Annotated in this window: 28 protein-coding genes and 3 pseudogenes; 15 read left to right on the plus strand and 16 right to left on the minus strand. The window is 57.4% G+C overall.

What is annotated here, in order from left to right:
* From JQ575_RS25760 to JQ575_RS25790, 7 genes are all read right to left on the minus strand, one after another.
* Positions 1 to 831 (minus strand): 3-hydroxyacyl-CoA dehydrogenase, encoded by an 831-nt coding sequence (locus JQ575_RS25760; protein ID WP_249166897.1) that lies wholly within the window; start codon positions 829 to 831, stop codon positions 1 to 3.
* Between the two features lie 363 nt (positions 832 to 1,194).
* Positions 1,195 to 1,506: a hypothetical protein gene (locus JQ575_RS25765; protein ID WP_212035941.1), complete on the minus strand. Its 312-nt coding sequence runs from the start codon at positions 1,504 to 1,506 to the stop codon at positions 1,195 to 1,197.
* Between the two features lie 527 nt (positions 1,507 to 2,033).
* The gene (cyoD, locus tag JQ575_RS25770) at positions 2,034 to 2,429 is read right to left on the minus strand and encodes a cytochrome o ubiquinol oxidase subunit IV (protein ID WP_212035942.1); all 396 of its coding nucleotides are present in this window, start codon (positions 2,427 to 2,429) and stop codon (positions 2,034 to 2,036) included.
* Positions 2,426 to 3,058, minus strand: coding sequence for a cytochrome o ubiquinol oxidase subunit III (cyoC, locus tag JQ575_RS25775; protein ID WP_212035943.1), 633 nt, complete (start codon positions 3,056 to 3,058; stop codon positions 2,426 to 2,428). Before cyoC ends, cyoD begins: the two co-directional genes overlap by 4 nt.
* Entirely contained in the window at positions 3,055 to 5,040 is a 1,986-nt protein-coding gene (gene cyoB, locus JQ575_RS25780) for a cytochrome o ubiquinol oxidase subunit I (RefSeq protein WP_212035944.1), read from the minus strand. Before cyoB ends, cyoC begins: the two co-directional genes overlap by 4 nt.
* Positions 5,037 to 5,915 carry a ubiquinol oxidase subunit II gene (gene cyoA / locus JQ575_RS25785; protein ID WP_212035945.1) on the minus strand — a complete coding sequence of 293 codons (879 nt, stop codon included), beginning with the start codon at positions 5,913 to 5,915 and terminating at the stop codon, positions 5,037 to 5,039. Before cyoA ends, cyoB begins: the two co-directional genes overlap by 4 nt.
* A 1-nt stretch (position 5,916) precedes the next feature.
* A complete protein-coding gene (locus JQ575_RS25790; protein WP_212035946.1) occupies positions 5,917 to 6,978 on the minus strand; it encodes a heme o synthase in 1,062 nt (353 codons plus the stop codon).
* Positions 6,979 to 7,605: 627 nt separating this feature from the next.
* Here JQ575_RS25790 and JQ575_RS25795 point away from each other — a divergent pair.
* The 3 genes from JQ575_RS25795 to JQ575_RS25805 all read left to right on the plus strand — a co-directional run bounded on the left by JQ575_RS25795 (position 7,606) and on the right by JQ575_RS25805 (position 9,994).
* The gene (locus JQ575_RS25795; protein WP_212035947.1) at positions 7,606 to 8,337 is read left to right on the plus strand and encodes a sensor histidine kinase; all 732 of its coding nucleotides are present in this window, start codon (positions 7,606 to 7,608) and stop codon (positions 8,335 to 8,337) included.
* Positions 8,338 to 8,610: 273 nt separating this feature from the next.
* On the plus strand, positions 8,611 to 9,120 hold the full coding sequence (locus JQ575_RS25800) for a hypothetical protein (protein WP_212035948.1): 510 nt from the start codon (positions 8,611 to 8,613) through the stop codon (positions 9,118 to 9,120).
* Between the two features lie 154 nt (positions 9,121 to 9,274).
* A complete protein-coding gene (locus JQ575_RS25805) occupies positions 9,275 to 9,994 on the plus strand; it encodes a superoxide dismutase (RefSeq protein ID WP_212035949.1) in 720 nt (239 codons plus the stop codon).
* Positions 9,995 to 10,880: 886 nt separating this feature from the next.
* On the opposite strand, the gene JQ575_RS45780 is transcribed toward JQ575_RS25805, so the two are convergent.
* Entirely contained in the window at positions 10,881 to 11,321 is a 441-nt protein-coding gene (locus tag JQ575_RS45780) for a LysR family transcriptional regulator (protein ID WP_283842644.1), read from the minus strand.
* A gap of 938 nt (positions 11,322 to 12,259) precedes the next feature.
* Between JQ575_RS45780 and JQ575_RS25815 the strand changes: the two genes are divergently transcribed.
* The gene (locus JQ575_RS25815) at positions 12,260 to 12,676 is read left to right on the plus strand and encodes a cupin domain-containing protein (protein ID WP_212035950.1); all 417 of its coding nucleotides are present in this window, start codon (positions 12,260 to 12,262) and stop codon (positions 12,674 to 12,676) included.
* Positions 12,677 to 12,776: 100 nt separating this feature from the next.
* The gene (locus JQ575_RS25820) at positions 12,777 to 13,745 is read left to right on the plus strand and encodes an ABC transporter substrate-binding protein (protein WP_212035951.1); all 969 of its coding nucleotides are present in this window, start codon (positions 12,777 to 12,779) and stop codon (positions 13,743 to 13,745) included.
* Between the two features lie 235 nt (positions 13,746 to 13,980).
* Here the strand turns inward: JQ575_RS25820 and JQ575_RS25825 are convergent, their stop codons facing one another.
* Positions 13,981 to 14,898 carry a LysR family transcriptional regulator gene (locus JQ575_RS25825; protein ID WP_212035952.1) on the minus strand — a complete coding sequence of 306 codons (918 nt, stop codon included), beginning with the start codon at positions 14,896 to 14,898 and terminating at the stop codon, positions 13,981 to 13,983.
* A 108-nt stretch (positions 14,899 to 15,006) separates the two neighbouring features.
* Here JQ575_RS25825 and JQ575_RS25830 point away from each other — a divergent pair, with 108 nt between their 5' ends.
* From JQ575_RS25830 to JQ575_RS44890, 4 genes and pseudogenes are all read left to right on the plus strand, one after another.
* Positions 15,007 to 15,984, plus strand: a complete 978-nt coding sequence (locus JQ575_RS25830) for a tripartite tricarboxylate transporter substrate binding protein (RefSeq protein ID WP_212035953.1) — start codon at positions 15,007 to 15,009, stop codon at positions 15,982 to 15,984.
* 27 nt (positions 15,985 to 16,011) lie between these two features.
* The gene (locus tag JQ575_RS25835; protein WP_212035954.1) at positions 16,012 to 17,061 is read left to right on the plus strand and encodes a methyltransferase; all 1,050 of its coding nucleotides are present in this window, start codon (positions 16,012 to 16,014) and stop codon (positions 17,059 to 17,061) included.
* A gap of 404 nt (positions 17,062 to 17,465) precedes the next feature.
* The gene (locus tag JQ575_RS25840) at positions 17,466 to 17,657 is read left to right on the plus strand and encodes a hypothetical protein (protein WP_212035955.1); all 192 of its coding nucleotides are present in this window, start codon (positions 17,466 to 17,468) and stop codon (positions 17,655 to 17,657) included.
* Positions 17,633 to 17,755 (plus strand): annotated as a pseudogene (locus JQ575_RS44890) (Crp/Fnr family transcriptional regulator); the annotation flags it as partial. The gene JQ575_RS25840 and the pseudogene JQ575_RS44890, both read left to right, overlap by 25 nt.
* 78 nt (positions 17,756 to 17,833) lie before the next feature.
* Here the strand turns inward: JQ575_RS44890 and JQ575_RS25845 are convergent.
* Positions 17,834 to 19,045 carry a sensor histidine kinase gene (locus JQ575_RS25845; protein ID WP_212035956.1) on the minus strand — a complete coding sequence of 404 codons (1,212 nt, stop codon included), beginning with the start codon at positions 19,043 to 19,045 and terminating at the stop codon, positions 17,834 to 17,836.
* 105 nt (positions 19,046 to 19,150) lie between these two features.
* Entirely contained in the window at positions 19,151 to 19,420 is a 270-nt protein-coding gene (locus JQ575_RS25850) for a hypothetical protein (protein ID WP_212035957.1), read from the minus strand.
* Between the two features lie 33 nt (positions 19,421 to 19,453).
* Between JQ575_RS25850 and JQ575_RS25855 the strand changes: the two genes are divergently transcribed.
* A complete protein-coding gene (locus JQ575_RS25855; RefSeq protein ID WP_212035958.1) occupies positions 19,454 to 19,840 on the plus strand; it encodes a response regulator in 387 nt (128 codons plus the stop codon).
* Between the two features lie 163 nt (positions 19,841 to 20,003).
* The gene (locus JQ575_RS25860) at positions 20,004 to 20,768 is read left to right on the plus strand and encodes a Crp/Fnr family transcriptional regulator (protein WP_212035989.1); all 765 of its coding nucleotides are present in this window, start codon (positions 20,004 to 20,006) and stop codon (positions 20,766 to 20,768) included.
* Between the two features lie 135 nt (positions 20,769 to 20,903).
* Here the strand turns inward: JQ575_RS25860 and JQ575_RS44895 are convergent.
* The 5 genes and pseudogenes from JQ575_RS44895 to JQ575_RS25875 all read right to left on the minus strand — a co-directional run.
* A pseudogene (locus tag JQ575_RS44895) lies at positions 20,904 to 21,020 on the minus strand (ATP-binding protein); the annotation flags it as partial.
* Positions 21,021 to 21,217: 197 nt separating this feature from the next.
* Positions 21,218 to 22,123, minus strand: coding sequence for a YihY/virulence factor BrkB family protein (locus JQ575_RS25865; protein ID WP_212035959.1), 906 nt, complete (start codon positions 22,121 to 22,123; stop codon positions 21,218 to 21,220).
* Between the two features lie 55 nt (positions 22,124 to 22,178).
* Positions 22,179 to 22,418 (minus strand): hypothetical protein, encoded by a 240-nt coding sequence (locus tag JQ575_RS25870; RefSeq protein WP_212035960.1) that lies wholly within the window; start codon positions 22,416 to 22,418, stop codon positions 22,179 to 22,181.
* Positions 22,419 to 22,595: 177 nt separating this feature from the next.
* A complete protein-coding gene (locus JQ575_RS44900; protein WP_249166898.1) occupies positions 22,596 to 22,811 on the minus strand; it encodes a hypothetical protein in 216 nt (71 codons plus the stop codon).
* 118 nt (positions 22,812 to 22,929) lie between these two features.
* Positions 22,930 to 23,373, minus strand: a complete 444-nt coding sequence (locus JQ575_RS25875; protein WP_212035961.1) for a hypothetical protein — start codon at positions 23,371 to 23,373, stop codon at positions 22,930 to 22,932.
* Positions 23,374 to 23,690: 317 nt separating this feature from the next.
* Between JQ575_RS25875 and JQ575_RS25880 the strand changes: the two genes are divergently transcribed.
* From JQ575_RS25880 to JQ575_RS25895, 4 genes and pseudogenes are all read left to right on the plus strand, one after another.
* Positions 23,691 to 24,071: a response regulator gene (locus JQ575_RS25880; RefSeq protein WP_212035962.1), complete on the plus strand. Its 381-nt coding sequence runs from the start codon at positions 23,691 to 23,693 to the stop codon at positions 24,069 to 24,071.
* 96 nt (positions 24,072 to 24,167) lie between these two features.
* Positions 24,168 to 24,893 carry a PRC-barrel domain-containing protein gene (locus JQ575_RS25885; RefSeq protein WP_212035963.1) on the plus strand — a complete coding sequence of 242 codons (726 nt, stop codon included), beginning with the start codon at positions 24,168 to 24,170 and terminating at the stop codon, positions 24,891 to 24,893.
* A gap of 32 nt (positions 24,894 to 24,925) precedes the next feature.
* Positions 24,926 to 25,893: pseudogene (locus JQ575_RS25890) on the plus strand (sensor histidine kinase).
* Between the two features lie 173 nt (positions 25,894 to 26,066).
* The gene (locus JQ575_RS25895) at positions 26,067 to 26,267 is read left to right on the plus strand and encodes a hypothetical protein (protein WP_212035964.1); all 201 of its coding nucleotides are present in this window, start codon (positions 26,067 to 26,069) and stop codon (positions 26,265 to 26,267) included.
* Positions 26,268 to 26,401: the final 134 nt, after the last annotated feature.

Genomic DNA, 26,401 nt, shown 5'->3' on the forward strand with positions numbered 1-26,401 from the left:
TCACTTCTCCTTCGGGATTTCGGCATATGCGATGCCGGTGAGGTTGCCTTGCGCGTAGAGGAAATTTCGTTCGCCGGATCCATCGAGCCGTGCGGAATAAATCGAGCCGGCAAAATCGGTGACGAACATGCGATCGCCAGGTACATCCAGCGCGATGCCGATTCCCTCCATCAGATGGGTCACGACGATCTCAGGTTCGGTCGGCTTGTTGTCGATGGAGGCGCGGTTCACCGTGTTGCCGCGTGGCGGATCGCCACGGTCGGTCCAGTACATGACGCGGTTCTCGTGATCGAGTTCGAGATCGATCGGCTCCGGCAGCGCGTCGAAGAAGACCTCGATGTCGGTGCGATTGGCCGGCGTCTCGCCGGCGGGTATTTCAACATTGGCTCGGGAGATGCGGCCGCGTCCGGCATTGTCGGGGCCCTTTTGCGACCAATAGATCTTCCCGTGCTTCCGATCAATCGAGAGCCCGACGCACCATTTTGTCGAGTCCCGGCTGTCAGCATCTCCACGTCCGGTCTCGATAAGCGTCTCGAGTTGCGACCCGTCGAGATTGCAGCGCATGACGCGCATGCCCTCGCGGTCGCACCAGTAGAGCTTGCTGGCCTTCTTATCGAGAATGACCTGCTTCGGGGTGTGGGTAGCTCCAACAGGAACAATCACCTTGCGGTTCTTGCCGTTGAGATCGGCGCGTTCAACGGACCCGTCGTTCAGGCTGGGAACGCCCATATTGGTCCAGTAAATATGACCAGCCTCTACGTCGACGACGATACCGTCGGGAAGGTGACAGCCGGTCACGATAGTCGCACGATCGGAACCGTCCGTGTTCATCACGTGGATTTTCCCGGCGTTGATCTCGAGAACGAACAGGCGTGGGATCGTTGTTTGCGTGCTTGCACTTTTGACAATGTTCAAGGCCGCTTTTGGCATGGAGTCACCTTTGTACTTTCTTGATCCAAAGTGAGATCGATCATTCGGGTTGAACTGTGACGCAGCGGCGCTGCGCCTTATTGAACGGGATTGCCGCCGTCGGAATGGGCTTGCTTCGCATTTGGTCGTGCATCAGGAACTAGAATTGGCTTCCGCTTCAAAAGCGTTACGGAGGTGAAGACCTGAAGCCAGATCAAGAATGTGAAAAGTGGAAAGAGGATCATTGGATCAACCTCTCGAGAAGGAATGCGCCAAAGCGACGGCTCACCCGCCGCACCTGGTCGCCAGCAGGTCGTTGAAGGCGTTGATATCCGTATCGAGCGCAGTGATATCTGCATCGCCAGCGCAGCCGGCAGCCGCCTGACGTGTCGTTACCGACTGGTAGAACGCAGCCGCATAGGCGCGGCATGCGGCGTCATGGTCGGTGGCTTTGCTGAGCTGACTGCGCACGGCAGCCCAGTGCGTCCGAATGGCGGTGATTGCGGTCGGCGAGGTGCATTGCGCCGCGGCGGCAGGAACGGTGGATGCATTGATCGTTGCTGACGTCAGTAGAATGGCAAGCCTGATCATCATCATGGGGCGCTCCAGTATTGCGGGATGCTGCGATGACTTTTAGGACTCAACCGAACTGATCGCGCGAATGTCTTTGCTGGGTTTGGGACGCGCTTGTTCAAAGGGCATTTGCGGGATGTGTTCGGCAGATCGCCAAATGCGGCTTGCGGCTACAATTCGAGGCAAGTTTGTACAAGAGGCCAGCGTCCCGCTCGCTTAGGGTTGGTTGCGTCGGATCGATCTCGACGATAGCCCTCGAATCGACGAGGCCCCGACATCTGACCTGTAAGGCCGAGCGCCTGTCCTCCCGGGACGCTCAAATGTTGACGCCGGCACAAGATCAGCGACGTCAACCAGGTCGTTCAGGCCGATAGCGAGCGATCGCTATCGGCCTCTTTTTTGATGGTTGGGGAGTTGTGCCGGCCTCTGCGCCAGTTTGAATTCGTCGGCCACAGTCGGATATTGAAACGGGACCAGCTCGCCGCTGGTCCCGCCAGGCGCCTGAATCGCAAGCGCGTACGCCTATTGGATACCCCTTGCGGTGTTGCGGCTCAACGCTGCATATGCAGATTCATCAGCTCAGCTGGAAGCATCATGTTGTCGTTCAGATCTGCCATGATCAGGAGCGACCCGACGACGACCAGGACGACGATCAGCACACCGAACGCCAGCGCCATCACGTTGTTGGTGTTGTCCGGCCCCGTCGTAACATGCAGGAAGAAAACCAGGTGGATGCCCATTTGCGCGATCGCGAGCACGGTCAAGCCGAGTGAGACGCCGCCGATCCAGAGCAGCGATGTGTTGGCAACCCAGAACGACATGGCCGTGAGGACCACCGCGAGAGCCAGTCCGATCGTGTAGACAAGCAGGCCGGACGACGTCCCCTGTTCCACGTCGGGAAGCGCTGACGCGTCTCCGGGCGCGCGATCGTATTGCATATCGGTCATGAAAGGACTCCCATCAGATAGACCACCGTAAACAGCCATACCCAGACGATGTCGAGCGCATGCCAGAACAGTGAAAAGCAGAGCAGACGCCGCTCCACGGTCGCGTTAATGCCCTTGATGGCGACTTGAGCCATCATCACCGCCAGCCAGACCAGGCCGGCCGCGACGTGAAGCCCGTGACAACCGACCAGCGTAAAGAAGGCGGAGAGGAAAGCGCTGCGCTGCGGGCCGGCTCCAACGGCGATCATGCCCATGAACTCCCGCACCTCGAGCGCCAGGAACGCGGCTCCCAGCAGGAAGGTGACAAGGGCAGCCAGATAGGTAACGCCAAAGCGCCGCGAGCCAATCGCCAGCGACATCAATCCGCAGGTGTAGCTCGACGCGAGAAGGCAGCCGGTTTCGATCGCAACGCTGGGCTGGCTGAACAGCTGCACGCCGCTTGGACCGCCGGCGGTGGCGTGCGCGAGCACCGCGTACGCGGCGAAGAACGCCGAGAACATCACGATGTCGCTCAGGAGGAATACCCAGAAGCCGTAGCCGACCACGATCCGCTTTGTGGCGGGACCAGCCTCGCTTGCACTCGGCCGCGCCTCGTGACGACCCTCATCAACTGCAACAGCGATGTTCATGCTGTAATCTCCGCCTGGTGCGCCTGCTCGAACCGGGCAATCTGCTCGGCCGGAATTTCGACTTCCTCTTCGTCGCGAAATGCGAAGGCGAGCATGGTCAGAAATATCCCGATTGCCCCGAGACCCGCCATCCACCAGATGTGCCAGATCATGGCAAAGCCGGTGACGACCGCAAAGAACGCGGTGATGAAGCCGGTCGCGCTGTTCTTCGGCATTTCGATCGGATCGAACTTGCGATCCTTCGGCGCCTGGGTTTGTTGGGTGCGTTCACGCTGCTTCCTGTTCCAGAGGGCATCGAGGTCTGCGACCTGCGGAAGCGCAGCGAAATTCCAGGCTGGCGGCGGCGAAGCGGTCGCCCATTCCAGCGTGCGGCCATTCCACGGGTCCGCGGTCACCTTCAATTGTTCGCGGTTGCGGATCGAGACCACAAGCTGGATGACCTGGGCGACGATGCCAACCAGGATGATGGCGACGCCGACCGCCGCCACCACCAGCCACGGTTGCCAGCTGGCAACGTCGTAATGTTGCATGCGGCGGGTCATGCCCATGAGACCGAGCGCGTAGAGCGGCATGAAGGCGACATAGAAGCCGATCAGCCAGCACCAGAACGAAACCCGGCCCCAGCGTTCGTCGAGCTTGAAGCCGAATGCCTTCGGGAACCAGTAATTGTAGCCCGCCATCAGGCCGAACACCGTGCCGCCGATGATGACATTGTGGAAATGCGCGATCAGGAACAGGCTGTTGTGCAGCTGGAAGTCGGCGGGAGGCACGGCCATCAACACGCCGGTCATGCCACCGATCACGAACGTTACCATGAAGCCGATCGACCACAGGATCGGAACGGTGAACCGAATGCGGCCGCCGTACATCGTGAACAGCCAGTTGAAGACCTTGACGCCCGTCGGCACGGCGATGATCATCGTCATGACCCCGAAGAAACCGTTGACGTTCGCGCTGGCACCCATGGTGAAGAAGTGGTGCAGCCAGACAAAGAATGACAGCACGCAAATCGCCATCGTCGCGGCCACCATGGAGCGATAGCCAAACAGCGGCTTGCCGGAGAAGGTCGAGACAACCTCGGAAAAGATGCCGAACGCCGGCAACACGAGGATATAGACCTCCGGGTGACCCCAAACCCAGAACAGGTTGATGTACATCATCGGGTTACCCCCGGCATCTGTCGTGAAGAAGTGAAAGCCGAGGTAGCGATCGAGCAGCAGCATCGCAAAGGTGGCGGTTAGAACCGGGAAGGCCGCAACAATAAGAAGGTTTGCGGCGAGCGACGTCCAACAAAAGACCGGCATGCGCATGAGGCTCATGCCCGGCGCCCGCGTTTTCAGGATCGTCGCGACGAAGTTTATTCCCGTCATCAGCGTGCCGACGCCGGAAATTTGCAGCGCCCAGAGATAATAGTCCACGCCGACGCCGGGTGAGTATTGCAACTCGCTCAGGGGCGGGTAGGCGACCCAACCGGTTTTGGCGAATTCGCCAACCCCGAGCGAGACGTTCGTCAGGAGGATGCCCGACGCGGTCAGCCCCAGGGCTACCGAGTTCAAGGTTGGAAATGCCATGTCACGCACGCCGAGCTGCAACGGTACCGCGAAATTCATCATCCCGATCACGAACGGCATCGCCATGAAGAAGATCATGATGGTGCCGTGGGCCGAGAAGATCTGGTCGAAATGCTCGGGCGGCAAATATCCCTGCGCGCCGCCCGCTGCGACCGCCTGTTGCCCCCGCATCATGAGGGCGTCGGCAAATCCGCGCAGCAGCATGATCAGGGCCAGGATGATGTACATGATACCGATGCGCTTATGGTCAACTGAGGTGATCCACTCGTGCCACAGATAAGGCACGTAGCCCTTCAGGGTGATCCACCCGAGGACCACCGCGATGACCAGGACCATTCCGCCTGTCGCGCCCATGATGATCGGCTGGTCGAGAGGGATCGCGCTCCAATCCAGCTTGCCAAGTAGATTCATTTTTCTGCCCTCATTGACGTCGGATTTTTGCGGCACATCGCATCGTCGGATTGCATTTCGGAGACAATGATGCTGTCGAATAAGCCGGGCGCGACCGCGCGATAGGTGAACGGCGCCACCTTGGTGCTGGGCTTCGCCAGCTCCGCGTAAGTCGTGCCATTCAGTTCCACGCCAACGCTGCGCGTCGCATCGACCCACTCCGAGAATTTGTCGGGAGCAACGGCTTCGACGTTGAAGGTCATGTCGGCAAAGCCTTCGCCGCTGTATTGCGCGGACATTCCGCGGTAGCTGCCCGGCTGGTCGGCCTGCAGGTGAAGGCGGGTTACCATTCCGGCCATGGTGTAAATCTGGCTGCCGAGTTGCGGCACAAAGAAGCTGTTCATCACACCCGAAGACGTCAGCTCGAAACTGACCGGCGTGCCCGCCGGGATCGCCAAGTAATTGACGCTCGCGACGCCTTCGTCCGGGTAGATGAACAGCCATTTCCAGTCGAGCGAAGCAACCTGGACTCGCAGCGGCTTCACGGCGGATTCGATCGGTTTGCGCGGGTTCAGCTCATGTGAGCCGACCCACGCAACGCCGCCAACCAGGAACACCGTCATGGCGGGGATCGACCAGACGAGCATCTCGAGGCGGCCCGAATACGCGAAGTTTGGTCGATAGCGCGCGCGCTTATTCGATGCACGAAACCAGAAGCCGACGCCAAGCGTCGCAACGATTACCGGGATCACGATCGCCAGCATGATGCCAAGCGCGTTGAACAGAATTTGCCGCTCGGCGAGGGCAATAGGCCCTTTCGGATCGAGCACTCCATCGCTGCAGCCACCGAGTGTCGCGGCACCGATCAGGACGACGGCAAGTAAACCGTATCGCATGTTAGACCTCGCTGAAGTTGAAGGTGCAGCAGGCGCTGCGGACGGTGCCTGGCGCGAGGTCGGCGTGCGCCGATCCAAGCGTCCGTTTTTCGTGCGACGAGCGCATGGATGAAAATGATTCAGGTCCACGCTCGATCAGGAGAGTCCCAAACAGCACGAACAGGTAGGAGATGGAGAACAGGAACAATCTTTGGGCAGCGGGGCGATCGGCCCCAGCGCTCCTGTTCAGCTGCCCTGCCAGCAGAAGGAAGAGCGCTCCGAAGATAGCGGCGATCGCGCCATACGCCGTGCCTGCATACCCCAATGCCCAGGGCAGCTCCGAGGCCACAACCAAGAGGCCGCTGTAGATCAGGATCTGGCGCGTCGTCGCAGCCTTTCCAGCAACAACCGGCAGCATGGGTACGCCGGCGCGGAAATAGTCGTCGGTGCGATTGAGCGCGAGAGCCCAGAAATGAGGCGGCGTCCAAAGGAAGATAATGAGGAACAGCGCAAGCGGCTCAAGCCCGATGTCTCCGGTTGCAGCGGCCCATCCGATTACGGGAGGAGCTGCACCGGCGGCACCGCCGATGACGATGTTCTGTCGCGTGGACCGCTTCAGCCACGCCGTGTAGACGGCAACATAAAAGAGAATCGTGCCGGCCAATAGCGCGGCTGCTGTGAGGTTCGCAGCGAGAGCGAGAACCACGACTGCGGTTGCGCCAAGAACAACTCCAAAGACAAGAGCCTCGACCTTCGAGACCCGGCCCCGAGGAATTGGCCGCATCGCGGTGCGGGCCATGACTGCATCGATATCCGCGTCATACCACATATTGAGGGCGCCGGCGGCTCCGGCCCCGGCGGCGATGGAGAGAACCGCAACAAGGGCTTGCAGCGAATTGAGCTGGCCGCCTGCGCTGATCAATCCGACGACCGCGGTGAAGACAGCGAGCAACATGACGCGCGGTTTGGTGAGCTCGAAGAAGTCGGACAAGCGCCAACGCTGCGCGAGACGATCGGCGAAACGAGAAGATGCGGGAACAGCGGGCCTTTCGCAAAGCTGGCCAACGATGGTCTTGACGTTCATTGCGCTTGCTCCGGGTTCATCCGAAATGAGAGACGTCGTCTTGGCATCAGACGAACGGTGAGAGATGACGGCCTTCAGCATTGGTTCTGGAAGAGTTCATGGGGGCGCACCTGCCTGGTCGACTTAAGCTCGCTCAGAGTTCTGCAGCAATGTGATGCGAATGCTGGCTGTGGTCTTGGATGAGATTGCCGCGGCTGGAACGGCTTTGCCTTTCAGGGGAGTTACTAGGCACTAACAGCCGCTGTCATGTGCAAGGAACTGCGCAGTCACCGTCTAATTGGATCAAAAAAGAACAAGATCGTCCGACGTACCTCCGCTACTCTATGGAGCATCACGGCGCCCACGCTGCCGAGTTAACCGACACCTCGCATTGGGAGTGCTAGCATGACCGAACGTCTAATCGCCGCGCGCCGCGATCATCCTGTGAACGAGCCTTGCAGTGATAACAGCGGAGATCGTCTTCGACGCGATTGAGGCTGGATTGGAGCGCCGCAGCGTCGATTCATAGACACTCCGGTCTGAGGCTATTCATTGCCCGATCTGTCTGGAAGGCATTGCTATCCGAACGAAGCCGGGCCGGACGCTTAGCTTCATTTTTGCTTAAAGAGGACAGCCGTGGAGCACAAAATGACAGAGCACATCGTACCGTTACCGAACCCCGAAGGATCGTTGCTCCTTCGCGAATTGAACCACAGAATAAAAAACGAGCTAACATCCGCCATATGCGTGGTTTCAGCCAAAGCGGTGCAGTCGGATAGCGTGGCGGTCAAGGCGGCGCTTCTCGACGTGGTAGACCTCCTGCATCAATGCGCCGACGTTCATCGGGCGCTGCGCATACCGAATCAGGGGCGCCTCAGCGATGCCGCGAGATACCTCCAGCAGCTGTGCGTTTCTGTCACGAAATACCGACTGGACCGCCTGGCGATAAGTCTGTTGTTTTCAGCGGATGATCTGCGGCTTGAAGGAGAACGCTGTTGGAAGCTTGGGCTGATTGTATCCGAGCTACTGACCAATGTGGCACGACATGCACAATTCGACGGAAGACGCCCAGAATTGCGCGTGGAGTTGATGCTTGCCGGCAATGTTGTAAAGTGCGGGGTCTCTGACAATGGCTCGGTTCCTGAACTGATCCGGCGCGGCCAAGGGCTAACGATCGTCCGCGAACTGGCCAGCTGTTTGGGCGGCCGCGTTCATACGACTTGGGCCGCCGCAGGATATTCCTTGCTCGTCACCTTCCCATTGACCGAAGCCGAGCAACGGGCCGCCTGCGCGACTCATGTTGTCAAGTTGAAGCGAAGGAAGATGCGCCGCCCCCAGCACTTGGAGGCGTCTGGAACCGAGGATCTGGGTGTTGGCTAAGCCGCCATCGAGGAAGGTCAATTCGGATTCAAATTTCAGCAGATGTTTGCTACGAAATTCCAAATTAGGCTGCATCTGCAACAGTGGGCGCGCGCTTCGGCCGCGCCGCGCGCGCCGCGAACAACTCGTTCACTAAATTTAAATTTAATCAGGCGTGGCTCGCGGAGAGTTGAGTAACGGACCTCGTCGAAGCTGGTAGCGATTCTCCAAGATGATTCCTACGTCGAAAGCCCGGTCCTGGTTGGGAGCGAATATCTCTGACGGAGAATGGTCATGTTGCGTAAGATAGTGATCGCGTTATTGGCAGTTGCGTCCACTGGCCTGATTTCGCCAACGATGGCGCTGGCCCGTGGCGGTGGTGGCGGCGGCCACGGCATGGGCGGCGGTGGCTTTGGCGGTGGCAGTTCTCACGGCGGCGGCGGTGGCGGTTTCCATGGTGGTAGCTTCGGAGGAGGCGGTTTCCACGGCGGCGGCATAGCTGGCGGATTCCATGGCGGCAGCATGGCGGGCGGATTCCATGATGGCGGTGGCTTCCACGGAGGTGGATTTCGTGGTGGTGGATTCCGCGGCCGTGGATTTCATGATCGCGGCTTCGGGCGGCGTTTCGGCTTCGGCTTCTACCCGTACGACTACTATGGCGACTACGCTCACGACTATCCGTATGGCTATTATCCGTATGCCTATAGCGATTCATACGGTGACGACGGCAGTTGCTACGTGGTCCAGCGACGCGTGCACACTAAGCATAGCTGGCACCTGCAACCCCGTCAGGTATGCGGTTGATGGACTGTCGTAGACCTAATCCCTTGCGCCGCTGCCGCTGTGCGTTTTTCCGCCAGCATCCGGTTTTCCGCGCCTGCGGGGACCCGAGCCGTCGTGCCATGAAACTGCACGGGCGGCTTCTACCATGCGGGGGCAACCAACCGTGGAGAGTCCGATGACCATGACCACCGAACGCCGAAACTTTCTCAAGGCCGCAAGTGCTGCCGTAGCATCGACGGCGGTGCTTGCCGGAACACCGGCGCTTGCCCAAGGCAACCTGCAGGCCGCAGCTAAAGCGATGCCTTATCAAGCCAAACCGATGCCCTTCGATCCGAAAACCATCACGGGCATCTCGGAAAAGGTGCTCGTTAGCCACTATGAGAACAACTATGTCGGCGCGGTGAAGCGCCTCAACGCGATTGGCTCTCAACTGGCAGAGCTTGATTTCGCCAAGGCTCCGAATTTCGTCATCAACGGATTGAAGCGTGAGGAACTGATTGCTTCAAACTCGATGATCCTCCACGAAGTCTATTTTGATGGGCTTGGTGGTGGCGCAAGGGCCAGTGGACCTCTTGCTGACGCCATCGCGCGTGATTTCGGCAGTATGGAGCGCTGGCGATCCGAGTTCGCAGCGATGGGCAAGGCGGAAGGCGGTGGTTCGGGTTGGGTGATCCTAGCTTACTCACCTCGCGACAAACGGCTCGTCAACCAATGGGCCGCCGACCACACCACGACGCTTGCGGGAGGTCGTCCGGTCTTAGTGCTCGATATGTACGAACACGCCTATCACATGGACTACGGCGCGGCGGCCGCGCGCTACGTCGACGTCTATATGGAAGCTATTCGCTGGGACAACGCCGCCAAACTGTACCACCAATATAGCGGGGAAACTTAGGTCGCAGGCGTTGCAGCGGACCTTGGCATTCCGTGATCGGCGAGGTTTGCCTAAGGGCAACAGACCGCTGGGACAGTTGCCGTGTTCGGACGCCAAGGCCCCTCCTAGATGGCATTGTGGCGGAATGGAGGGCGGCTCAGCGATAGCCAACCGGTTTCGCTCGTCGCGACCTTCAAGCCGCAGGGCAGCCAATTGCGGTAGCCGTGACCAAATCTGCTGACCACACCGAATGACCTCGGAATTTCCCTGTTATTTCGTCACGATACCCTGTTAGCCTAAAGTCATTTCCCTGTTAGTTAGAGTAGGGAATTGCCTCAAAAGGCGCTGCAGTGCAGCGCTTTTTTGGCAATAGGACCCGTCTCCGAGCCACTAAGATCGTTAGTTTCCCTGTAAAATTCCCTGTTTGCAGGGAATTTGCGTGGAGACGGGTGCGATCTGCACTGCGTCGCCAGCCAGGCAGTCACTCAACTAGAGAGAGTGTGCCAGTATCGGTTGAAAGTACCGCATACTATAGGGTTTTCGTGCGATTGTCCAAAGTCTCTGGTCTCCGGAAATCAGCAACCTTGGCGAGAATCTACCGAAAGTCTCCAGCCCAAACCGTAGAAATTCCCGTTTTCATGGAGACGATTGGCGGAGACAGGTTCGAGCACCACTGAGCGGTAGGGGTGTCAGGTGCATCCCAGCCTTCCGTGTCTCGATTCAGGCGATCTTCCGATGCATTGTTAGCAACTAACAGCGGGCATCACTTGCGCGGTGCTGCAGGTACGAGCATCGATTTCAAGAGGCTTCTCGCCAAGCTCAGTACGTGCGCCGTGCTTGTGTGTGCGTATTACTACACGATCATCGCTGAACAGTCTCAAACGACACGGCCCCTCATGGACCCGGACTACCTGGCCCTACTCAGCGACGTCGTTGGCTCTTCGAGTGAGGCTGCCATAGCGCGCGCGTTTTCAAGCAGCTCGTTAATTTGCATGCAGACGGGTTGCAGATGAAAACCAAGTTTGGTCGGTTGGACGGGCGATCCGCGCACGAAAAGCTTACCGCCCACAGCCTGCTCCATTTGCTTTATGGCTTGACTGAGCGTTGGTTGTTTGATTCCGCACTTTTTCGCAGCACGAGTGAAGCTTAATTCCTCACAAACCGCGAGAAAATATCGTACTTGTTGTGTTTCCATGATGGAACCCGCCACGAGGCCCGTTCGCAGGGCTAAAAGAAACTTGTTTTCAATCGGATCGATTCGACAGGGGTAGCAGTAGGCCATCCACATCTCTATGGGCGATGTATGCTGCGGATGCGCAAGGGAGAAGCTTTGCAAAACGGCGCTCATGTCACTCTCCCTTTTTAAGTCAAAGTGACCAGCATTAGATCCTCCCGACGATAGATGGCGCTTGCACATACGCACTGGGTGACGCGCTCGCAAGAATCGCCGTTAAGATGATCGAGGTGCAATCGCATTTGTTTCATTGGGTGCAGAGCCGAAGGAGGTCTCGGACTGTTAAGCCGAACGCCCTACCTGTGCCGGCTTTATACGTTAGGTTTGTTGCCGACCGGTAGCGCTTCCAATTGTCAATTATCGCTTCGTATCTGACAGGCTTTTTTACTCCAAAAATTGGTTCCGAACCTGGCATCGCGCTCCCGAATTCAGCCTGTGCCGCGTTGGATAACGCCTTGGTAGGCTGCGACCTCAAGGTAACGGCGCCGGCGACGGCGGCGAGCAGAACGGCAGCCACGAACCCCGTAAACGTCCGATGCTTCCTCATGAGACCCTCCGGTCTCCCGCATTGGAGTGGGTCACGTGAGCTTGGCGAAGGTTCAAAGGTAGCGCGAAAAAATAATTGATCGCTCGGCCCACAGACCGGGCAATGATGTTGTCCTAAGTTAATTGCTATAGAGACTATGCTACAGGCCCCTAGTCAGGGGCCGCCCCAAACCAAAAAGATGCAACGTGGACATGGCGAGATATCGACTTGCGCCTATTGTTGCGAAAGTCTTTTTGGGGTGACGAACAAAAATTTTTGGAGCCGCTGATGCGGTTTACGCGCGGCGTACAGTGGCGCTGAAAAGCGACGCCGCAGCTGAGAAGTCCAAAGATCAACTTTCGCGAAATTTTTGGGGTTGTTCGATTCGACTTTTGCAACAATATCGACCCGAAGCGGACATCGTCGGCTTGGACCTCTACTGTAAAAACTGCCTAGTCTTGTACGAGCTATGTGCCGCAATGCTTTGTTGAGCAGATGCACCGCGCTCGGTGCGAGGGAGCAGCAAATGAAACAAATATTCGTGATGAGCGGATTGTTTGTTGCCGGTGCAGTCTTGGGAGGCATAACGATGGAATACAGTCGGGCTCAGTCGCCCCTGTACTCGACGAACCAAATCTTACGCACGGATTTGAACAACCTCCAGGGCCAGGAGCTGTTGATCTTCTCCTCGACATGGCAGCCCGGCTTTAGGTTGCCACTGCATCAGCACCCGAACGGACACGAGGTCACATTCGTTATCGAAGGTGAACAGACCTTCGAAATCGACGGCATCGGAACGAAGGTCGTGAAGGCGGGTGAAGCCCTATATACGCCGCCGAATACCCCTCACTTTGGGCGCAATCCAACCGACAAAGCTTCCAAGACACTAGTGGTCGGCATCAAGGATAAAGATCAGCCGGTGATGGTCGAGGTGAAACGCTAGAAGCACCAGCAGACGGACGCTGGTTCGAAAATTTCGCCCTGGGGTATGCCAGACTTATGGTACGTTACTCCAATGACGGTGTGTGGTGGGGGGTAGCGCAATGAAGCGGCGCAAATTCATCAAACTTGTCTGCGCAGCCGCGGTGTGGCCGCTGCCAGTCGCCGCTCAGCAATCTTCCGAGCGTCGGGTAATCGGCGTTCTCCTGCCGATTTCATCCGCAGCGGCGGCGCGAAATCTCGAAGCGCTTCGGGCGGGGCTGCGCGGGCTCGGCTATAGCGAGGATCGCAACATCACGCTCGAAGCACGGTACGCTGACGGAGCAATCGAGCGTCTTCCTGGTCTCGCGGCCGAGTTGGTGGCGCTCAAGCCCTCCGTCATCGTGGCCGGCTCACCGCCGGCGGTATTGGCGGTGCGCAACATCACCCGCACTATCCCCATCGTGATGAACTCGTCTCCAGACCCGGTGGCGATTGGGCTGGCCAGCAGCATCGCTCGGCCGGGCGGCAACGTCACGGGATTTTGGTGGGCTGACAGGACACTGGTCGGAAAACGGTTCGGATTGCTCAAGGAACTACTTCCCGATGTGGTTCGAGTAGCTTTCCTTGTCCATCCTGATGATCCAACCGACGCGGAGGAAATCAAGGAAGCTCCGATAGCATCCAACGCTCTGGGTCTCAACGTCCGTATCTTTGAAGCACGCACGGCAAGTGAAGCTGAGGCCGCCTTCGCAACTATAGTACGCGAAAACATGCAAGCGATTTGTTTCGGTACCTCTCCGTTATTCGTAAGTAACCGGACGGTGTTGGTCGAACTTGCAGCGCGTGCCCGCTTACCCGCAGTTTACAGCTTCCGCGAGTTCGCTATCGTAGGCGGGCTAATGTCATACGGAGCGAGCTTGTCTGATCTGTATCGGCGCAAGGCGGCCTTCATAGACAAGATACTCAAAGGCGCCAGTCCAGCGGACCTACCAATAGAACGGCCAGTCACATTTGAGTTGTTGATCAATCTGAAATCCGCCAAAGCGCTCGGCTTGAATATGCCGTCTTCATTATTCGCTCGTGCCGACTAGGTGATCGAGTGATGTCGCTTATTAGCAATATTGTTGCAAAAGTCGAAGATCGAACAAGCCAAAAAATCTCGCGAAAGTCGATCTCGTGGCTTCTCTTCTGCTGCATCGCTTGTCGCACAGCGGTGCGGCATTCGGTTCGATGACTTAGATTTAGCAAACTAGATATCCGCATGTCCCCTCCTGAAAGTTGAGCAGACAATTCACAAGCGAAGTGCGATATCGCCTCCCAAAGCGGTTATTTCGGGTCTGCGAGCGTCCCCTTCGCTCTCCTGATCGCGTTCAGGAAGTTGCGGACGACAGCTGCCGGGTCCCCACGGCGTGAAACGAGATTGATCGGCGCCTTCAACAGCCCCGATCCCTTGAGTGGATGGTAGACGATGCCCTCCATCGCCATCCGCATGACGGAGGTCGGTACAACACACACGCCTAGCCCTGCAGCCACCAGGTTCAAGGCTGACGTGACCCGGGGGGCTTCCTGTCCGAGCGTTGGAGAAAAGCCGGCCTCGCGGCATGCAGCGATCGTCGTCTCAAAGAATGCGGGGCCTGTCTGGCGGGCAAAGACGATGAACGCATCGTGCGCCAGGTCTTTCAGGGCGATTGCGCCGTTAATGCGAGCGAGTCTGTGTCCGGTTGGCAGCGCGACGACCATCGGCTCGACCAGCAAGGGTCTAACGGAAAGGTCGGTTTCCTCGAACGTCTCCGCGCGCAAGAAGGCAACGTCGATGCTTTTCTCCTGAAGGCGTTTGATTAGATCGGCGGGCAAGCGCTCTTCTAATGTCAGGTTGACCTGAGGAAACTCGTCGCGGAATGAGCGGATCGCCAGGGGCACGATTGGATGGAACGCACTAGTCGGCGTAGCACCGACGCACAGACGCCCTGTCTGGCCGCGCGCCGCGCGTTGGACTGCCTTATAGGAGGCATCGTACTGACTGAGCATCGATCGGGCGATGTCCAAAAATGCGCGACCTGCCTCAGTCAGGTCTACGCCGCGCGGGCGTCTCAAAAAGAGTTGCGCACCAAGCTCCTGCTCGATGAAGCGGATGCGCTGACTGAGCGGTGGTTGCTGCATGCCCAACCTTTCAGCAGCTCGTGTGATGTGGCCTTCCTCGGCCACAGCCACGAAATAGCGGAAATGCCTGAGTTCGAGTGCCATATCACCAGCGATATTAATTTTGTCATTTAGATATCATACCTGACTTTGGTTGGCGGTGGTACCTCTTTGCCATGGCAAGTGCGTGTCTACCGATCCGAGAGGTGAACCATGACATTGCAACGGCGACAATTTCTGCAAGGTGCAGCAGGGGCTACTGCCGCTTTCGCGCTGCCCTCTCTTGCAACTGCATATCCCGCAAGGCCGGTGCGCGTCATCGTGCCGTTCGCAGCGGGTGGACCAAACGACATACTGGCCCGCATCGTCGCGGAGAAACTGTCAGCGCGCCTGGACAAGCAGTTCTACGTTGAGAACGTCGGCGGTGCCGGCGGCAACATCGGGATGGGACAAGGCGCCAAAGCGGCAGCCGACGGGCACACCATCCTGGTTGTGCCACCCAATCTCATTGTGAATCCACTATTGTATGCGAGCGTGCCATACGATCCGTTTCGGGATTTCGATCCGGTGACGTTGGCCGTAAGTGCCAAGATCGTTCTGGCCGTGCATCCGTCGGTGGCTGCAGCCACCGTTTCCGAGCTCGTCGCCCTGATCAAGTCCAGTCCTTCAAGGTTCAGCTTCGCGTCACCGGGGGTGGGCACGCCGCCGCACCTTGTTGGGGAACAGTTTCGCCTGTCGCTGGGCCTCGACCTCACGCACGTTCCCTTCAGTGGCGGTGCCCCGGCCGCTACCTCAACGCTGGGCGGGCATACGCCGATCCTGTTCTGCTCACTTCCACCGGTCATCGAACACATCAAGCGCGGTGGTCTCCGAACTCTGGCGGTGACCAGCCGCACACGGGCGCAGGCGCTACCCGATGCGCCGAGCATGTCAGACGCGGGTTATCCGGAAATCGAAGGCGAGGGCTGGTTTGCATTCATCGTCCCCTCGGGAACGCCGGCACCTGTCAAAGTCACGCTCCACCGGGAGATAGCTGCAATTCTGGCGCTGCCTGACGTTGCCACGCGTACCGCGGCCCTCGGCTTCGAACCTGTCGCCAGTACGCCGGAGGTATGCGCGGCCTTTTTCAGAGGCGAGAGCGAGAAGTGGACGCGGGTCATCCGGACAGCCGGGATAACAGCCGTGAACTGATCAATCGCATCGCACAAGGAGTCTTCGGTGAGCAACCGCACAGGCGTCGAAACGGGTGCGCCCGCAGCAGCTGCAGCCGTTCGGCTCGCACTCTCCTATCAGGTGTCCCACGCGCTCTATGTCGCAACCCGTCTGGGGATCTGGGACCTGCTGGCGGCCGAGGTCTGCACGATAAGCGAAATCGCCAGCAGGGCCGGCACGCATGTTCAGTCCACGCAGCGGCTGCTGCGTGCGCTTGCGGCGTTCGATCTCGTGCGGGATGTCGGCGCCGGCAGATTCGAGCTGACCCTTGTGGGACAATGCCTGACCTCCAATTCGACCAGCTCCGTGCGGCCTCTAGTCCTGATGTATGGGAGTGAGCACGCGCGGCAGATGTTTGGCCATCTGGAGCAATGCATCGCCACCGGCCGCAGTGCGTTCGAGATCGCCTTCGGTGCAGAGAGCGGTTTTAGTTACCTGCAAGGGCGGCCTGACCTGGCGCAGGTCTTCAACGAAGGCATGAGCGCGGCGTCCAGGTTCACGGGGGCGGCAATCATCAAGAGTTACGACTTCGATGGCGTATGTCAGGTGATCGACGTCGGGGGCGGGCACGGTGAAGTTCTTGCAGCGATTCTGCACGCGTACCCCCACCTGCGCGCCATCCTTTTCGAATTACCGTCCGTCATTCAAGGCGCATCCGGTAAGATCGCCGGAGCGGACCTCAGGGGTCGCTGCGCCCTCGTAGATGGCGACATGTTCAGCGCGGTCCCGTCAGGCGGAGATCTCTATTTGTTGGTGCACATCCTGCACAACTGGGATGATAAGGCTGCAACGGCAGTGTTGAAATCGTGTCGCCAAGCGATGTCAGACGCAGGCAAGCTCCTTATCCTTGATCGTGTGATGCCTGAGCGTGTCGAGCCCACCGAGACGGCGCGGAGAAACGCGCTCATTGACCTGATGATGCTGGTTCGCACGCCTGGTGGGCGGGAGCGCACGGCCGATGAGTTTGCCGGCCTTCTTGCCAGCGCCGGTCTTCAACTTCAACGGATCACACCTTTGGATATCTCCGAAGCATTGATAGAGGCGACGCCGCTGTAGCCGGCACGGGCTTCGTCTCCTGGCCATATTGTCGGTATTGGGCACGAAACGGCCATGCCGGGCGGGCTGACTCGCCAAGGCAGTGACCGTCAACCCCGCGACAAAAGCTGCCGTCAGCACAACTGCACGTCGGACGATGGCGCGGATGACTGCTGTACCTCCGACGTGTGGAAAGGCAAACTCAGATGGGTGCAGGTGGCGACGAACTCCGAGTTTATCGTCCGCCTCAAGACCGAAGTCGCGGCCAGTACGCAAGGGCATGGAAGCAGACTTATGGATCGGGGACATATTGTTAGAAGGGTCGCCGTCGCGATTGGCATAACGTTCGTTACAGCGGTCGTCGCCTACCTTGCTCTGAGGTTTTTCGCGTCGCTAACTTAGGCCAATTGGGACTGGGAGCAGTTATGACTGATGAGCATCAAATAAACGCGATCATCGCCACGGCGATACTCGATAGCTTTGGCGACCATCCCGAGCTCAAGGTAGATTCTGAGGAGGCCAAAATAATTGCGAAGCGCATCCTTGGAGCTCTTGGGGATGCTGGCCTTCAAGTCACAGTGACGGAATTGCCAACAGCCGGGTCGAGGAAGACCTGATCGACCAATTGTTCAATTCGAGCGAAAAGCGCCTCGCCCGCCTTCCATTGTTGCTGGCGAATTTCGGCAAGGTAGTCATTGGACGCCCATTTGACGCGAGATGACACGCGGGTCTAATTGGCTGAGACCGGCCCATTGCCTCCCTTCGAGTTGACCGGAACACACTCGTATCGGTTTCAAGCCGAACTGGATTCGTGGGATAGGATAGGCAGATCGAGCAAGAAACGAGTCCCTGTTTGATTGTTTGACAGCGTAAGATGGCCCTGAAGCTGCCTCACCATGCCGGTAACTACCTTGAAGCCCAGGCTTGCTCGCGGCTGATCGATATCGAACCCTTCTGGAAGGCCGGTGCCATGGTCGGAGACTTCGACGTGTAGGTGTCCGTTCATTTCCCGGGCCGAGACTTCGATGTCGCCGCATCCTTCCGGATAGGCGTATTTGACCGCGTTGGTGACCAGTTCGTTGATCAAAAGACCCAGGGGAACTGCGTGATCGGCCCCGAGTAACATTGGATCTGCGTGGCAGTGCAGAGTGTGCTTTCCGGTACTGCCTCGTAGCTTCTTGCAAAGCTCGGTCATGAAGTCCGCAAGTTCGACGTAGCCGATGTGTGAACTGCGCCAAAGATGATCGTGTACCTCGGCTATAGTGGACACCCGTAAACTCGCGTCTTGCAGCGCATTCCTCACATCTTCGGACTGGGCACTGCGCGCCTGAACACGGAGAAGGCCCACGACGGATGTGAGGCTGTTCTTGACGCGGTGGCTCATCTCCCGAGTAAGCAATGCCTGGTGCTTGAGCGCTTCTTGAAGCCTGGCGTCGGCCTGCTGACGCTCGATCGCGATCCCGAGCAGGCCGGCAAAGCCGGCAAGAAAATTGGCGTCGTCCTGATCGAACTGGCCGGGATCGGCACTGTCGACTTCGAGCACCCCGAAGAAGGCCTTACCTTCTCCGCCCTTTTCTATCAGCACGTTGATGGCGCGTCTGATGCCGTAAGCAGCCAATAGCCGTGGTGTGCGGAAGCGGGTATCGGCCTCGAGGTGGTTCGAAATGACGGGCACTCCGGTCCGGTAGGCGTATCCGGCCGGCGATCCAATGTCGGCGGCGACTGAGACGGCATCGATGGTGCCCGGCGCCCAGCCGACCCCCGCGCGTACCATCAGACGCTTTCCGTCCGGTTCATATTCCAGAACCTTGGCGAACGCAGCCTGCAATCCGGTGGCGCACAGTTCGGTGGCGCGTTGCAGAATTTCCCGCAAGTCGCGGGTCTGCATGGCGGTGCGGCCGAACTCCCCGAGCAGCGACTGTTGCCGCAGCCGATAGCCGAGTTCGTCCCGCCTTTCCGGGGAAGGAGTTTCAACCGGCTCCAGGACTGCTGCGAACTCATGCATAACAAATGCTCCGAACACGGTCGCGCCCGGCAATAGATCCCGAAACTTGCAATGTGTCCCGCTGAAGTGTGCCCGCTTTTCTTGGGAGAGTCTGAGCAAAATAGCTCACCTGCCGAGTTCCACCCAATCCTGCCGATGATGAGTCTCTGTGGTCTGCACCACCGACAGCGACAGTGCCGGCGTGCGACTCACCTCAGATTTCAGAGGATTGATGCGGTCATGCCTAGTTCGAAGAACGATAGCAAACTTGAGCTCGAGCGCCTGCGCCTCGCTTCGGACCTTCGGCAGCTCGCCAAGGAAATACTTGACCCCGATTTGAGAGAACATTGCCTGCGGATGGCGGAGCAATGGTCTGGCGAGGCGGACAAGGATCAAGGATGATCCCGGGATCGACAAGGATTTAGGTCCATGATGAGCACATTAGCCAGCAAATCATGGCCAGTCGTCCTGGTCGTGGAGGATGATCCCCTGCTGCGGATGCTTGCCGTCGAGGTCGTCGAAGAAGCGGGATACACGGCGATCCAGGCCCGCGATGCAGATGAAGCGATCGTCCTGCTGGAATCTCGTGCCGATATTGCTCTGCTTTTCACCGATATCGACATGCCCGGCAGTATGGACGGGCTGAAACTGGCACATGCGGTGCGCAACCGTTGGCCCCCGATCAAGATCCTAATTGTGTCCGGCAAACAGCAACTCCAGACCTGCGATCTCCCGTCGAACAGTTGCTTTTTTGGAAAGCCTTACCGGACGGCGGCCTTGGTCGAGGAACTTCGATCGATGGTCGGTTCCAGATAATCACGCGCGGTAATCTCAACGCGGGTGATTGAGCGCTTTTGCTCAGACTCACCTGCAGAAAGAGTGCAAAATGACGGTCTCGATCCCACGCGCTCCCATCGCCGTCCCCAATTTCCGGATCACGCAGGAAGCGGAACCGGAACAACGGAAGGCTTTGCTTAAAATGCAAGCGGACCATGATCTGCGGAGCAATCGACTGCTGGGGGCGTTGGAGCCGGTCAGCCGCAAGCGAATAGATCCCCATCTTGAGCCGATCTCGTTCAAACTTGGCGATATGGTCTGCGACGCGGGAGGCCTGCTCAAGCATGCCTACTTTCCCCAGGGTTCGGTGCTGTCGCTGCTGACCGTGCTGGAAAATGGTGCAGCGCTCGAGACTGCGAATATCGGCCGCGAGGGTGCGTTCGGCCTGTTCGCCGCTATGTACAGCCGTGTCACCTTCAACCGGTGCATCGTGCAGCTCGAGGGCCATATGGTCCGCTGTCCTATCCAGCTATTGCAGTATGAATTCAAGAACAGCGAGCACGTGCGCGATCTGTTCGTGAGCTACTCGGAAACGCTGCTGTCTCAGGTCCAACAAACGGTCGCATGCAACGCGATGCATTCGACAGAAGAGCGGATGTGCCGCTGGCTCCTAATGATGCACGACAGGGCCGAGGGAGAGGCTCTTCCTTACACCCACGAATTTCTGTCTCATATCCTCGGCGCCAACCGGAAATCCGTAACGCTTGCAGCGCAGTCGATGCAGACCGCGGGCCTCATCAGCTATCGCCGCGGAGCGATTCAGGTCATGGATCGTCACGGTTTGGAGAAGGCGTCCTGCGAGTGCTACGCGATCGTGAAAGAACGCTTCGACGCGTTCCTCACGCCCCCGTCCACCGCGGTCGCGGGCCACAACAAAAGCCGAAGCTACCAGAGTGATAGGGACTAAGTTGTTCCATCCGTTTTGGACGGCGTTTCCGATCATCTCGGGGGAACACGTCCTCAACATGCCGGGACACAAACGCGCCGATTCAACCAATCCTCCATGCAAGCCTGCTGTGGAGGTTTTTGTACCGGCTGTCAGGGTGAGCGGCATCGTAAAGACAAACAGAGTTTCATCCTCTGTGGACGTCACGTTGATCCTGCCGCCGTGCGCATGCGCAATCTGCGACGCAATGTGGAGCCCCAGACCGAGACCCTGACGGCTGTCGCGCACGTCGCTCCGGGTGGGAAGATTCTATCTGCATTTCAAAAGTGGCGATGGCCTATTCTACGAGGAGGAGGGCGCATCAAGCTGAACAAGCGACCGAACCATGTGCCTAATTCAACCAGGCGAAGGCTGCTCTTAAGACCGAGAGCCCACCTCGCATCGCATTAAGCTCGAAAGTTAAGGCACCACTACGATTCTTTCAGCTTCGCCGGTCGGGCCGCCGTTTCGATTGGCTCGCGAATAATCCGCTCATATTCCGCGATCACCTGGGCGCCGATCAACAAGACCAATGCGCCAAGCTCCACACTCAATAGCACAGCGATCGACGTGGTGAGGGAGCCGTAAACAAGTTGAATCTGAGACATGGTTGCGTAGTACCAAGCCAGAATGTGCCTCATCACTTCCCAAAGGAGCGTGGCGGTCACTCCGCCAATCAGTGCATGACGCAAGGACAATCGCCCCACAGGCATCACAAAATAGATCGCAGTTAGCAGAAAGATCTCACCAGTAACTCCAACGATATAGAGGAGAAAAATGGAAAATTGGTCCAGGGAATGTGGCTGACCGAGAATCACGATACTTCGAGTGCCCACGAACTGGAGCACTCCGGAAAGGACGGTGACGATGAGTAGCCCTACACCCAAAAAAAGGATGAACAAGTAGGGCATAACGGCTGACACCAGGAAATGTCGGCGCTTGATTTTGACCCGATGAAAGAAAATCACCGACATTGCGTTCTCGAGAATAGTAAACGCCAGTGCGCTAAAGAAAAGCATTGTGACGAACAGGATCCAGCCGACGACTTGCTTTTGAGCGAGGAACGTCCGAACTTCCTCTACCAAAGCTCCTGATTGCCCTGGAATTACAAACTCGAGATATTCACTTAGGGTCAAAAGAAGGCGGTCTTCCGGGACGATGTGGGAGAGGGCCATTAGAATGAGGATAAGCAGCGGGACTAACGACAACAACGTGTAGTACGCCACTGCGCCAGCGAGCAAAACACCCTGGTTGGCACGAAACTGTGTGATCACCGCCAAAGCGAAGGCGCCTGGTTGATTTAACACCTTCTTGGCGGTTTGGCCCGCAGTCCACATCGACCAAGTCCGTTGTTTTTATGCCCAGAAAGAAAAATTGCCTAGTCGGTTGAAGCTAGTCCTCGAGAATTGATTTTGTGGCGTCAAATACCTGCTCGGCCGTGCCCTTGATTATGCCTTTCGCCCATGCCTGAAAAACCGTTACGTAGGCGTCCTTGTAGGCCGCATCGTCCGCCGAAAAATAAACCTCGTCGGTAGCGGTATCTAAAACAAGCGCCCCTTTGTCGATGCAAATTTCCTCAATAAGAGCTAGACGCTCTTCTTGTTCCGCGAGGTGACGCTTTACAATGCTCATTTGAAACACCTCTTGGTTCTTAGGTAACCCGACCGCAGAAGTACAGGCTTGATGACTTGCAGATTTGCTCGATCTCGAAGGGGCAGCAGTGACCGGTGGGCGGCTTTCGCGATTTACGGCGAGACCATGTATAGTTATGCCCGTTATCAGCCCGGGCTAAAACGAGATGTGCGCAAATCAACGGGGCGCTATCTGCAGTTCCAAAAGGGCCATTCTCTGCAATGATGATGGGTCTCTTTCACCTTCTTTGGCCGACCGCAGAATGGATTCGGCAATGGCTTGCACGTGTGACGTGCTCACGGGTTCTGGCAGCGCCGCAATCGCGGCGTCTAGAGCGATTTTCATAAGACTTATCGTTTCGGGTGGAAATGATGCATTGGAAAAGTCCCTCATCTCGCGTCACTCCTATGGGCATGCCGTGCCTTGCCCTCAGCTAAGAGGACCTTTCGCAATTGAAGACCCCACCGACCAACCCATTATCGGGCTATATTAGGAAGCGCCGTGCCTGGCTTCAGTCGTCAATTACCATCTCAACCAATTTGGCCATCTTGTCCCGTGTCAGATCACCCGAATTCGAAATGTACGGTTCCACGTCTGGAGCGTAGACATAAGGCGTCCCTCTTGCTGTTCCACTGTCTCCAGCCCGGGTTACGATGATATTCCCGAATGCAGTTGTGATGCTGGTTGGTGCGCCACTACCAATGGTGAAGGAGACCCCGACGGGCCGATGATCATTCAGCTCGATCTGGGAGGCAAACGAGAACTGGTCGCCCAAATGGTGCTTCAGCTCCGATAGAAACGGAATAACCTCCCTCTCCATTGCACGTTTGCAATGTTCAGAATCCGCCGTTCTCTTTTCAATATTCTCCGCTGCAATGCCTGTCTGCTTTTCTTTTTCGACTACGGCAGCGGCGATCTTGTCTCTAAATTTATGAGCCAGTTGTTCGGCGTTCATTTTGTTAGTTCCAGTTCAGTTGGCTGTCGAAGCATGGCTTTGCGCCGTGACTGTGGCTTATCAGCGTTCAGCACTGAAAGGAAAATCGCAGCCTATTCCTGTCGCAAACTGCTTCCGTCAAAAACGAATCCACTTTTCCTCGACAATCGTCATTTCCACATGGAACGGGTCATCGCTTAGACTGTTGTCGATAGACCTCCAGCGAAATAGTTAGTTCCAATGGCCATAGCGTGCTTTGCCGCGTTGGCGAGATTTAATTACTCAGCTTCGGCTACATTTTTGTCCGTTCGTCCCTCAGCGGCAACGTGGGAGACGCAATGAATCACGAGCATTCACCTGTTGTTTTGGTGGTGGAGGACGAGTGGCTCCTTCGGTTGCTTGCAGTTGAACTTGTCGAGGATGCTGGATTTGTTGCTCTACAGGCCGCTAACGCTGACGAGGCCATCGTAATACTGGAACAACGAGTGGACATTGCGCTGATATTAACGGATGTCGACATGCCCGGAACTATGGATGGTCTAAGACTCGCTCACGCCGTGCGGCGTCGGTGGCCGCCTATCAAGATCATAATCGTCTCTGGTAAAACGCGTTTATCCGATGCGGAGTTGCCAACCGAGACGCGATTTTTTCCAAAGCCCTATTCTGTGCCTGAGATGATCGGTGAGCTGCTGTCGCTGGTTGCGCCTCCCTCCATCTAGGGAGTCGATTGGAATAGTCAGTACGAGTTCAACCGCCACCAGTTCGTCAATGTTCTGCTTCCAGCACTTAGTTCGGTTCCTACCGAGGAGAGTTCTTTGATCTTTAAACTAGCCTTCGCAGCCCTTTTAAGCGTGACATTCATCGCAGAGTGCAGCGCTGACTGCCAGATTGCGGACGCGGGTCTTGAAGAGGCCGTGCTGCAAAATCCACGACTTCGGGGACCGGCGAACAGCCAATCGGTCCGCGATCTTCGGAGCCTTAGAGACGCTGCGTTTACCCTGCGCTCATACGGTCGTCATGATGATTGCGAGCGGCTCCTGGCGAACATCCGCGAGCTAATCGCCGGCCCGCCTATGGGGTCTCTTGGAGATAACGATGAGGACGAAGCAGCGAAGCAGACCAACGCTAGCGAACCTAAAGTCCAGCGCGGTGCTGCTCTAGGGACCCGCGGAAAAAAGGATGCAAAACCCCTGATGGAAATTGGTGACCTGGCTCCTAGCTTGAGGTCTGATGAAATCGTAGGTGCCGAAGTGCGTAGTGCGGACGATAAAATTGTGGGCGAGGTCAGAAATATTGTATTCGGTGCCAAGGACAGTCGGGATTACGTGATCGTAGCTTCAGGTGGATTTTTCACAACGGGGAAGGACAGCGTGGTTGTTCCACTTAAGCTGCTTAAGGTCTCGCAGGACCGGTCGAGCTTTTATCTGTTAGTGACAAAGGATGCGTTGAAGTCAATACCCACTATGCCCGACCAAGACTACAACTGGCTTACAGACGAAAAGTGGAGGGCCCGCAACGACCAACTGTTCAAGCAGCAATGACTCTCAGAGCATCACGAGCCAATCCCCCTGGAATGGAAGGTTACGCCTTGCCCATATCAACATTGTTATTGGAGGGATGGCCCGCAAAGCAGGTCTCGTTGGCGCTAGAAGCCGGTGGCGTTGCGCTCTGGACCTGGAATTTGGACACTGACCGCTTTACCATGGATGAGCGGGCTTTCGGCCTCTGGGCACTGCCGACCAGTGAGACTGTGACATTCGACGAACTCTCCAGCAAAATACACCCGGCCGATCGGGATAGGGTTAGAGCGGGTTTCAACGCAACGCGAAGCATTCACGGTCCTTACGAAATCGATTTTCGTATCATGATTGATAAGGAGGTTCGCTGGATATCAGCCCGTGGGTTAGGAAGCGATGCCGGCATTGTCGGCCGCATAATGCTAGGAATCTTCCTGGATGTTACCGGCCGGAAGCAGGTCGAGGAAGCAAATGAGCTCCTCGCGGGCCGAGATGAGTCATAGGGTGAAAAACCTACTGGCGATTGCCGCGGGTCTAGCGGCTCTCACATCACGATCTACTGAGACTGCTTCGGACATGGCACGGGAGCTCACGCAGCGGCTGACAGCCCTAGGACCGGCTCACGATCTCGTTCGCCCGCTGCCCGGCGAAGAAACTAAAGACGCCCTATTGGGATCTAATTTCAGTGTTGTTGGCGCCTTACGATGACATGGGAGCTTTTAGCGGGCGAGTGCGGGTTTCGGTTCCACGAATGGCGGTTAGCGAAGCGGCGGCAACTACGCTGGCCCTAGTTGTCCATGAGCTGGCCACCAACTCTCTGAAATACGGTGCGCTATCGTCTGATGCTGGCACTCTTGACGTATCTTGTGCTCCGCATCCCACGGAAGTGGTCCTCGTCTGGACTGAAAGAGGAGGGCCACCGGTTAAAGCACCGACCGGGAAGGGCGGGTTCGGCAGCAAATTGATCAACCGGGCGGTCGGCACACAGCTTGGTGGGACCATTGCTCGTGAATGGATCGCCTAAGGAGTGGTAGTGGCGCTGACGGTGCAAAAAGACCGTTTGTCGTGCTAACTTCAGTTAATCTTTACTGATGACGATTGGTGGCGTTGGACCTCGCGTTGACGTTCGGGTTAACGAAAGCGGTCGAGCCAGCCAGCTCGCGGTGAACCACGGGCCGCATACCTGAGGAGGGTGCCATGAACGAGCCATTACAAGGGTACGTTCGCACCAACGTTCCGTTGCGTATTTTGGGTACGGCAATCCAGAAGTCGCCTGGTGCCCCGTCGGAGGGCTTCCTGGAAATTTCAACTGAGGATGGCGTACTCCGACTCTCCATAAGTAGCGACGCGGCCAGAGACCTGCAGATTGATTTGGACCAATTTATAGGCGAAAAATGAGGTCCGCGCCGGGCTTCTAAACAATGGAGCGATCGTTACCGAGTTTGCTTGATTCCACACTACCGGATGCAACGTCCCCCACATTGTATCCGATGAAAAGTCGGCTCCAGTCGCCGTCCCGCCACTGGCGTCGT

Source organism: Bradyrhizobium sp. JYMT SZCCT0428 (assembly GCF_018131075.1).
Lineage (GTDB): Bacteria > Pseudomonadota > Alphaproteobacteria > Rhizobiales > Xanthobacteraceae > Bradyrhizobium.